We start from the raw sequence: 8870 nt of genomic DNA, 5'->3' as shown, positions 1-8870 counted from the left end.
GGAGCATACGATGTCTAATTTTCTCGTTCGGCCGACATTATCCCAGACCATCCTGCGCGGAATCGCCTGCAAATGCCCACGTTGCGGCAAGGGGAAGCTCTTCTCCGGATTCCTGACGTTGCGGCCCGCCTGCGATCGCTGCGAGCAGGATTACTCCTTCATCGATGCCGGCGACGGACCCGCCGTGTTCATCATCCTGATTGCAGGATTCATCGTCGTCGCGGCCGCCCTCGTCGTGGAAGTCAAATATCAGCCGGCACTCTGGATCCACGCGGTGCTTTGGATACCTCTTGTTCTTGCAGTTACCCTGTGGCCGTTACGCGCGATGAAATCGCTTTTGATCAGCCTCCAGTTCCATCACAAGGCCGCCGAAGGGCGTGTGGTCCCACGTCGTCACGCATGAGCACCGCCACCCGCCGCCGCAGCGCCGGTTTCGGTCTCGGCCTCGTTATGATGGCTATGGTTGCTGTGCTCGTTGGTCTCGGCGTCTGGCAGCTGCAGCGCGGCACCGAAAAGCATGCGCTGATTGCAGGACTGACCGAGCGATTGGCCGCTGACCCTGTCACTTTGCCTGAACCGGCGGACTGGGCGACATTCTCGCCGGCTAGGGACGAATTTCGCCGGGTGAGTTTTTCGGCGATCTACCAGGAGCCCGACGCGATGGTTTACAGCTCTGGCTCAGGCGTACGCTCGGACGTCGGGCTGGGCACATGGGCATTCCTACCCGCTCGATTGAGCAACGGTAGCACGATCGTGGTCAATACGGGCTTCGTGCAGAACACCATGCAGGATCGTGGCCAGCAGGATCGCGCCGTGAAACCATTGGTGACTGGCCAGCCCCTCGCAATGACCGGCTATCTTCGTTTCCCGGAAAAAGCTGGCGCGCTGACGCCGTCCTCCAGTCACGACAAGCGGCTGTGGTTCTCGCGCGACATAGGCGCGATGGCACAGGCCCTTGGCTGGGGAAACGTTGCACCTTTTTATATCGACCTTGAGAAGCCAGTGCCTGCGAGCGGCGTTCCGAAACCCGGACCTCTCGATGTGCATTTGAAGGATGATCACATCCAGTACGCCATCACCTGGTTCGGTCTTGCCGCAGCCGTGCTTTTTACGTTCGGTTTTTGGTGGCGCAGCCAACGCCGCGCAACATAGCGTGCGCGCGAGGCAGATTCTTCGGAGATTGCGGCGCCGTCGCGAGCTACAGAAGTCCTAGCAGGTAAACCAACGCGAACATGCTTATCCAGACGATCACGAGGAAATGCCAGAACAGGCTTAGCCGGTGCAGCCGCGACACCGCGCCTGGAGCGGGATGAGAAAAAGTGTGGTGCGGTTTTCCGCCCGCATCCCGTTCCAAAATATTAGAATCGATCACGTTCATGGTTTTGGATCGATTCGATCCAAAACCATGAACGTGATCTAGGGTCGGCCCGCGCCATGCGAGTTCGCCGACCATCAAGGCGATCCACACCAGGCCGAGGCTGACATGAGCCCCGTGGGTGCCGATCAGCGTGAAAAAAGCGGAAAGAAAGCCACTTTGCCACGGGCCGGCATCGGCGGTGGCCATGCCATAGAGTTCCGAAACTTCCGTGGCGACAAAGCCAAGTCCGAGCATGAAGGTCAGCCCCAGCCAGATGATCGCGCGCCAACGTTGCCTGGCTGCCGTCGCGACGCTGGCGAAGCCGAAGGTCACGCTGCTCGCCAGCAGCAACATGGTTTCGGGGACGATGCGGGGGAGCTGGGACAGGGTGCGTTCGGTCGATTCGTCTGCGGCATCTCGCGCCATCGCGATGAAAATGGCGAATAGCAGCGCGAAGATGATCGCGTCGCTTATCAGGCAGAGCCGGAAACCGTAGGTCTTCTCCTCAATTGCGCGCTGAGCCGTTTCAGCATCGGTTTCATCGCCATGATTGGCGGTGATGAGGGCATTTGTCACGTCGGCGCTCCACGTCCGAGCGCCGGCGAGATGACGCGGCGGCTTTCGATCGCTTCGACGTCGCTCGCGGGGAGGCGCTGGCCGGCATGATCATGAAATGTCTGCGAGAGCACCGCGGCAAACATGCCTAGACCGCCGATAGCGGCCAGCCACCAGATGTGCCAGATCATTGCAAAGGCGAAGACGAAGGACGTCGCACCCAGCATGATGCCGGCGCTGCTCTTGCCGGGCATGATGATGTCATGGAATCGTCCGGGTCCGTGATCCGCTGTTCCCGCCTGCTTCATGGTCCACCACGGATCGATGCCCTGCACGGGCGGCAGGGCGGCGAAGTTATAGGCCGCCGGCGGGGAGGCGGTCGCCCATTCGAGCGTCCGGCCGTTCCATGGATCGTTGCTTGAGGCCGCAAGCGCTTTGCGGTCGCGGATGCTGACGGCGATCTGGATGGCCAGAAAAGCGACGCCGCATACGATCAAGAGGACGCCGGCCTGGGCGGCGATGAGATAGGGCTGCCACTCGGCGACAACACTGCGATTGAGACGCTGCGGCATGCCCATGAGGCCCAGGATATACAGCGGCATGAAGGCCAGACCGAAACCGACGAGCCAGCACCAGAAGGCACGTCGACCCCATTTTTCCTCCAGCCGAAAGCCGAATGCCTTCGGAAACCAATACTGATAGCCGGCGAAATAGCCGAACAGCGCGCCGGGGATCAGCAAGTTGTGGAAATGCGCCACCCGGAAAGTGGTGTCGTGGATGCCAGCCGGCACCACCGCGAACAAGAAGCCTGTAATGCCGCCTATGAGGAACGTGACGATATACCCGAGCGTAAACAGCATCGGGACCGAGAATCGCACCTTGCTACGGTAGATCGTGAGCGACCAGCAGACGATTGTCACGATGGTCGGCACGGCGATGAGCGGAGCTGCACGGCCAAAGAAGGCGCTCACGTCTGCAGCCGAGCCGATGGTCAGAAAATGGTGCAGCCAGACGACCAACGCCAGCGCGGTGATCGCGATCATGGAGTAGATGAGAGCCGCATAGCCGAACAATCGCCGTCCCGAGAATGTCGCCACGACCTCCGAATAGATGCCGCAAGCCGGCAAAATCAGGATGTAGACGTGCGGATGCCCCCAGATCCAGAACAGGCTGACATAGTTCGCAACACCGTTACTGCCCGCAAAAAACTGCATGCCGAGATGACGGTCGAGACCAAGCAGGGTCGCGGCAACGATCAAGGCCGGATAGGCAGTGATGATCAGGATGCTGGTGCAAAGCGCTGTCCAGGTAAACAGCGGCATCGCCATCAATTGCATGCCGGGCGCGCGCCGCTTGACGATCGTGACGAGAAAACTGATTCCCGCCAGTATGGTGCCGATGCTGCTGAGCAGGACTGCCCAGATCCAGTAATCCACGCCGACGTCCGGGCTCAACTGAATTCCCGATTGAGGTGGGTAGGCGGTCCAGTAGGCGGCCGAGAAGCGGCCGACGACGAGCGAGATCATCACCAGTGCCGCGCCTGACACTGTCAGCCACAGGCCCGCCGCGTTCATGAACGGAAATGCGACCTGGCGCGCACCGATCTGCTGCGGAATGATGATGCTGACCAGACCAAGCACGAACGGCATCGCCACGAAGAACATCATGATGGTGGCATGGGACGTGAAAATCTGATCGAAATGGTCCGGTGGCAGATAGCCGTGCGGTTCGAATCCGAAGGCCTGCTGGGTGCGTATCATCAAGGCGTCGATGACGCCGCGCACCAACATGATCAGCGCCAGGATCACGTACATGATGCCGATCTTCTTGTGGTCGAGGCTCGTCAGCCATTCGGACCACAAATAGCGCCATCGGCCGAGCCATGTGATGAGCACGGCTATGCCCAGCCCGCCGCATACCACGGTCAGCGCTCCTGCCATGGCGATGCCGCTGTAAAAGGGCAGGGCGTCAATCGTCAGCTTACCGAGCATATCAATTGGTCTTCGAACGGGGAGGGGCGGCAGCGCGATCGGTGACAAATCAGACGGCGCATACGCCAGTCTTGCGAGAGTACCGGGTAGGGTTGCGAGGTCAATTGAAATCGCGGACGGCGCCGCAGCATGAACAAATGGCAATTCATGATGTTGAAAAAACTCATGAATTGCCATGAGGCCGCCGCTGTCCTTGACCTGTCCGACAGCGAATACCGCTGAGCCGCGCATCGAACGGGTGAATGAGAACTACGTTTCGGGCGCGGACCATAATCGCTCGGTCCGGGGCTGGCATCGCTCGTGAAATCTGCCCGGTTCACCCCGGAGGGATAATCTTGATGATGTTGTAATGAGTCCTGCCTGAGATAACGCTATCTTTTTCGATCAACCGCAGTTCGGGCCTCGTCTGAAGCACGGCACGCTGATGCTCGGGACGCAGAACCGCGATGGCGGGGGCGTTCAGTTCGGCCAGCTCATTTAACGCGATCGCGCTTATCGGTCCCTGCACGTAAACCAGCATGTTGAGATCGGTCGAATCTCCGCCTGCGACGTAGAGCGGCCTCGGATCTCTCTTGAGGACAGCATCAATGGCCTGGCCTGCCAGTCGGCTTTCCCGGAACAGGTGCGGAGCGACGGGCATCACTATCCAGCCTCTGACGAGCAGGCCGCCAAAGATCATACAGGACACGACCAGCGCAGGCGCGATCACCCGGGGGGGCTGTGACGCCAGTTCTCAAACATCAGCCCACAAATCACTGCTAAGGTCATGGTTCCCGGCATGGCATAACGCGCCGCCACTTTGCCCGGCCAGAACAGCAGAACGAGGGTGCAGGCGACAGAGTAAAGGACCGCGGCAAGCAGCAGGTCATCTCGCATATCGCGTCGGCGATCTCGCCATCTGACAACGGCGATCATGATTGCAGGACCTATCAGGATGGAGCCCGGCAGAAATTCGACAGCCAGGCTCTTGGCGAAATCCAGATGCCCGAAAACCGTCGCCATGCCGTCGGTCGTCTGCGTCAGACGGGAATGAGCCTTCCAAGTATCGGCGTCGCCCGGCTGATAAACGAGGCCATACCAGCCGCCGATGACGAAACCAGCGGCTATGTGCGCCGCGATGAATCCCGGAATCTGATCACGCTGTCTCAAGAGGATGTAAGCGCCAACACCGAGAGTGAAGTAAGCGACCTCCTGCGGTCCTTGGTCAGGCCGGCGAGGGCGATCAAAACGCTGATACAGAGCCATCGTCCGGGTTGTTATGCCTTTGTCACGCGTTCCATGCCGCCACACGCAGAACGCGCTGAACAGCAGGACCGGAAGGACGATATCAGGTTCGGCATTGATGAATTTCGGCGCGACGACGGGCATGCTGATCCAGCAAAGCGCGCCGGAAATCGCAGCGCTTTTGCCGGTCACGGATCTGAACAGGCTGTAGATCAGCAGCGCTCCCGCAAGGAAGAAGCAAAGGTGGGGGATGCGCAGTGACCATAGCGTGACGCTCCCTGTTGCTTCACCGAAGAAGGCAGCGAGCTAGGACAATAAAACCGGCCGCTCCGCAAATCTCTCGCCATAGATGAAGGGGGTCAGCCAATGGCCATCCTCGACCGCGCCTCTCGCCATGGCGATGATCCTGCCCTCCTCGAGATTGGAGGCGCGGATGATCGTGGCCGGTACAGCCTGAACACAGAAGAGACCGATGACCCATAAAATGGGCCATCGTGACCTGTCCAAATCGGAGAAGTTCGCAAGAAGCCATGCGCCGGGGACGAAAACCCTGTCCCACGATTGGCCGGCAGCCGAACGCCCGCTGGCTTCGTCCAAACGCATTGTGTTCCTTCTGGAACCCATGTCCTGGGTGGCCCCACCCGGGAAGCTGCAAAGAGCGTGGGATTGATCTGGCCGTGTCGGTTGGACGGGCGCGTTATCGCCCTCGACGGGGTCTCGTCAGGCCGATCAATCCTCTTGCGCGCTCTCCAGGTCTTTCACCTTGAGGCCATGCTCGATGAAAAAACGGTACTGTCTGGAATTCTCTTCGTAGAACGGCTTGTCCTCGACCGGCCCGTACAGTTCAAAGGCGTAGTTATTGAACTCACCGGACGGCGACTCGTCCTTGAACGAGGACAACTCTAAAATCACACCGAAGGACGGCGCGCGCAGAACCTTCAATTGATCGATCAGCTTGGATGCGGCCTTCTCCGACCTCCGCTGCAACGTGATCACCGCTGGCGGCCAGTTCTGATGATCCGGAAATGAGCATACGACCGAATACAAGCGCGTGGCGGCAGGCGGGGAATTGGGGTCGTTCGGATTATAGCTGCCTCGTTTACTCAGTCCTGATGCCGTCACCGTCCGGCCCGTCCTCCAAGTGACTTCGTCGCCGCTCTTCAGCTTGACCGTAAACTCGGTATCGGCCGGAATCCAATGCTTGCTATCATCTGCACGAGCCAGAATTCCGCCGCCGGCCTCCCGCGGACGCCACAAGATGAAGCACCAGTTGATGAAAACCGGACAGATACGAATGGACGATCCGATGCTCCGACCCAGCAGGCTGTGCCAAAATTCGCCTTCCCTGGCGTTCTCGAACTGAGCAAGTTCGGGGGACGAAGCCTGAAGCAGCTTCAGCCGCGGCACTTCCACGTTGCCAAGACTGCCCAGACCCGGATGGTCCAGCAGGAACGCAGGCAAGCGCGACTTAGCCATGTTAGTCTCCTAGGCCGTGGGGAGGGAATTTCCGGCACATGATCGGGGATTTCGCGCCGGGCTTCAATGGAATTCGGACTAAAACTGGATTGCTCGCCGACGGCCACCGCGACGCCGAACCAGGAGCGCATCGCTAGCGGTCCTCGTCTGGACCCGGCAAGACGATGATATGGCGTCGGAAGCTTTCCAGGAATCGAACCAGATACCGTCCGGCGTTGCAACGCTACATCAAAATGAACCGGTGTCGCCTGCCATCGCTCGGGCGATCAAGAAACAGCATTATAAACCGCCGATGGTTGTTCGGCCCGCTCGCTGGTCATTCAGTCTCGCATGCCGGGCCTGCCGCGTTATTTCAGCGGTTTGTACATTACATTACTTATGACAGGCCCCTTGTTATAAAGGACTGACCAGCTGAACAAGGAAGGGTAATCTGAGAGTGTGCCTGACTGAATTGTGCAATTCGATCGGAAACAATCGCTAAGTCGGCCGTTGTTCTCTGATGCTGCTTCTGTATGACGAAAAAAATGCTCATTTGGAGGATCAACGCCCTTGCGTTTTCTAACGATTCTAGTCTAGCATAAGCCTACCGTCGCCGATCATGTGGGTCTGAGAACGACGGGTCACGAGCGGGAAACGTCTGTTGTCTAACATAAAGTTAACGCCCGCCCGATCATATGGATCTGAGGACGAGGGATCATGAGCAAAAAGCCCCTAGCGTCGTGGCGATTTATGCCCGTTGTTGCGCTAGCTACGACAGCCATATGGGCAGCGTTGCCGACAGTGGCTAACGCAGCCGATGCAGCGGCAGGTAAGAAATTATTCGATGATAAGACATGCAGTGCATGTCACAGCATAGGCGGGGGGGATCTTGTCGGTCCCGACCTGAAAAACGTCACGAAAGAGCGTCCTCGCGAGTGGCTGCATGAGTGGATCATGAAGCCCGACGCATTGATTGCGAAGAAGGATCCGGTCGCGGTCGAGCTCCTCGCCAAGTATAACGGCATGGAAATGCCTAACCTGGGGCTCTCCTCTGCGGAAGTCGATAATATTATCGCATTTCTCGAGGGTGGGGGTGCGGGCGCATCTTCAGCTGCTGCAGCGCCGGCCCTCAAGGGTGATGCTGAGAGCGGCAAGAACCTGTTCACGGGTAATGAGAAGTTCGCCAATGGCGGCCCGCCCTGCATGGCCTGTCATAGTAGCGGTGGTCTCGGCGCGTTCGGCGGTGGTGCGCTCGGTCCTGATTTGACTGAGGCGGCAAAGCGACTTGGTGGCGCGAGCGGGTTGAGCGCTTGGTTGGCTGGTCTGCCTACTCCGACGATGAAGGCGGTTTGGACGAAGCAGCCGCCGACCCCACAAGAGCGTGCAGACGTTGCTGCTTTCCTGTCTCAGGAAGGGTTGGCTGTCCGTTCAGCCTCCGCGATATGGCAGCTTGCGGGCCTGACCGGGTTGGGTGCTGTGGTTCTTTTGCTGATCGCAGGATTCAGGTGGCGGAACCGATTGAAGTTCGGTGTGCGGCGACCGATGATGGCTGCGCCTACTACCGGACGAAGCACCGGTCCATATAATGGCGGTTGGTTTACAGGTATGTATTCCGACGGCTGGATCGGAAGGTTTAAAGGTACAGACGGCAATAGCAATAGGCCTCGCGGCCGGACGAACGCACCGAGGAGACACTGATGAGCTGGATACTTGACCTCGTTAATCCCCGGGAGCGCAAGTGGGAAGAGTTCTACCGCAATCGCTGGTCCCACGATAACGTCTTCCGCAGTACGCACGGCGTGAACTGTACAGGTGGTTGTTCCTGGGCGATCTACGTCAAGGACGGCATCATCACCTGGGAGATGCAGCAGACAGACTATCCGCTGCTTGAGCGCAGCCTGCCGCCCTATGAGCCGCGTGGCTGTCAGCGTGGTATCTCCGCCTCGTGGTACGTCTACAGCCCGATCCGGGTAAAGTATCCGTACGTTCGTGGTCCGCTTTATGATCTTTGGAAGGAAGCAAAGGCTTCGCACCCGGATCCGGTGCAGGCCTGGGCGTCGCTGGTCGGAGACGAGCAGAAGCGCTCTCGTATTCAGAAGGCACGTGGTAAAGGCGGCTTCCGTCGCGCCAAGTGGGAAGAGTTGGTTGAGTTGATTGCTGCGGCAGCCCTGTATACGGCCCGCAAATACGGGCCGGACCGGGTGATGGGCTTCTCTCCCATTCCGGCCATGTCGATGCTGTCTTACGCTGCGGGTTCTCGCTTCCTGCAGCTCTTCGGCGGCGTGAAC

At 59.1% G+C, this 8870-nt stretch carries 10 protein-coding genes and 1 pseudogene; 4 read left to right on the top strand and 7 right to left on the bottom strand.

Annotated features, from left to right (window positions below; all coding sequences use genetic code 11):
* Window positions 1-10: 10 nt before the first annotated feature.
* Together NWI01_RS18090 and NWI01_RS18085 are read left to right on the top strand one after the other, a co-directional pair.
* Window positions 11-403 carry a DUF983 domain-containing protein gene (locus tag NWI01_RS18090; RefSeq protein ID WP_141385338.1) on the top strand — a complete coding sequence of 131 codons (393 nt, stop codon included), beginning with the start codon at window positions 11-13 and terminating at the stop codon, window positions 401-403.
* Window positions 400-1152, top strand: a complete 753-nt coding sequence (locus NWI01_RS18085; RefSeq protein ID WP_141385337.1) for an SURF1 family protein — start codon at window positions 400-402, stop codon at window positions 1150-1152. The genes NWI01_RS18090 and NWI01_RS18085 overlap by 4 nt, the downstream gene beginning before the upstream one ends.
* A 46-nt stretch (window positions 1153-1198) precedes the next feature.
* On the opposite strand, the gene NWI01_RS18080 is transcribed toward NWI01_RS18085, so the two are convergent.
* From NWI01_RS18080 to NWI01_RS18065, 7 genes and pseudogenes are all read right to left on the bottom strand, one after another.
* The gene (locus tag NWI01_RS18080) at window positions 1199-1933 is read right to left on the bottom strand and encodes a cytochrome c oxidase subunit 3 (protein ID WP_141385336.1); all 735 of its coding nucleotides are present in this window, start codon (window positions 1931-1933) and stop codon (window positions 1199-1201) included.
* Window positions 1930-3903 (bottom strand): cbb3-type cytochrome c oxidase subunit I, encoded by a 1974-nt coding sequence (locus tag NWI01_RS18075; RefSeq protein WP_141385335.1) that lies wholly within the window; start codon window positions 3901-3903, stop codon window positions 1930-1932. Before NWI01_RS18075 ends, NWI01_RS18080 begins: the two co-directional genes overlap by 4 nt.
* Window positions 3904-4219: 316 nt before the next feature.
* Window positions 4220-4612 carry a hypothetical protein gene (locus tag NWI01_RS19970; protein WP_244613885.1) on the bottom strand — a complete coding sequence of 131 codons (393 nt, stop codon included), beginning with the start codon at window positions 4610-4612 and terminating at the stop codon, window positions 4220-4222.
* Window positions 4609-4905, bottom strand: coding sequence for a hypothetical protein (locus tag NWI01_RS19965; RefSeq protein WP_244613884.1), 297 nt, complete (start codon window positions 4903-4905; stop codon window positions 4609-4611). Before NWI01_RS19965 ends, NWI01_RS19970 begins: the two co-directional genes overlap by 4 nt.
* A gap of 348 nt (window positions 4906-5253) precedes the next feature.
* A pseudogene (locus NWI01_RS19960) lies at window positions 5254-5379 on the bottom strand (hypothetical protein); the annotation flags it as partial.
* Window positions 5380-5433: 54 nt separating this feature from the next.
* Complete coding sequence (locus tag NWI01_RS19955; RefSeq protein ID WP_244613883.1) at window positions 5434-5730, bottom strand: hypothetical protein; 297 nt, start codon at window positions 5728-5730, stop codon at window positions 5434-5436.
* A gap of 126 nt (window positions 5731-5856) precedes the next feature.
* Complete coding sequence (locus tag NWI01_RS18065) at window positions 5857-6603, bottom strand: hypothetical protein (protein WP_141385334.1); 747 nt, start codon at window positions 6601-6603, stop codon at window positions 5857-5859.
* 696 nt (window positions 6604-7299) lie between these two features.
* Here NWI01_RS18065 and NWI01_RS18060 point away from each other — a divergent pair.
* Together NWI01_RS18060 and NWI01_RS18055 are read left to right on the top strand one after the other, a co-directional pair.
* Window positions 7300-8280 (top strand): c-type cytochrome, encoded by a 981-nt coding sequence (locus NWI01_RS18060; protein WP_141385333.1) that lies wholly within the window; start codon window positions 7300-7302, stop codon window positions 8278-8280.
* The coding region (locus NWI01_RS18055) for a molybdopterin-dependent oxidoreductase (RefSeq protein WP_141385332.1) at window positions 8280-8870 on the top strand (591 nt) is incomplete at its 3' end. The genes NWI01_RS18060 and NWI01_RS18055, both read left to right, overlap by 1 nt.

The sequence above is a fragment of the Nitrobacter winogradskyi genome (genome assembly GCF_006539545.1).
GTDB classification, from domain to species: Bacteria; Pseudomonadota; Alphaproteobacteria; order Rhizobiales; family Xanthobacteraceae; genus Nitrobacter; species Nitrobacter winogradskyi_A.
This window is presented reverse-complemented; position numbering and strand designations above follow the sequence as displayed.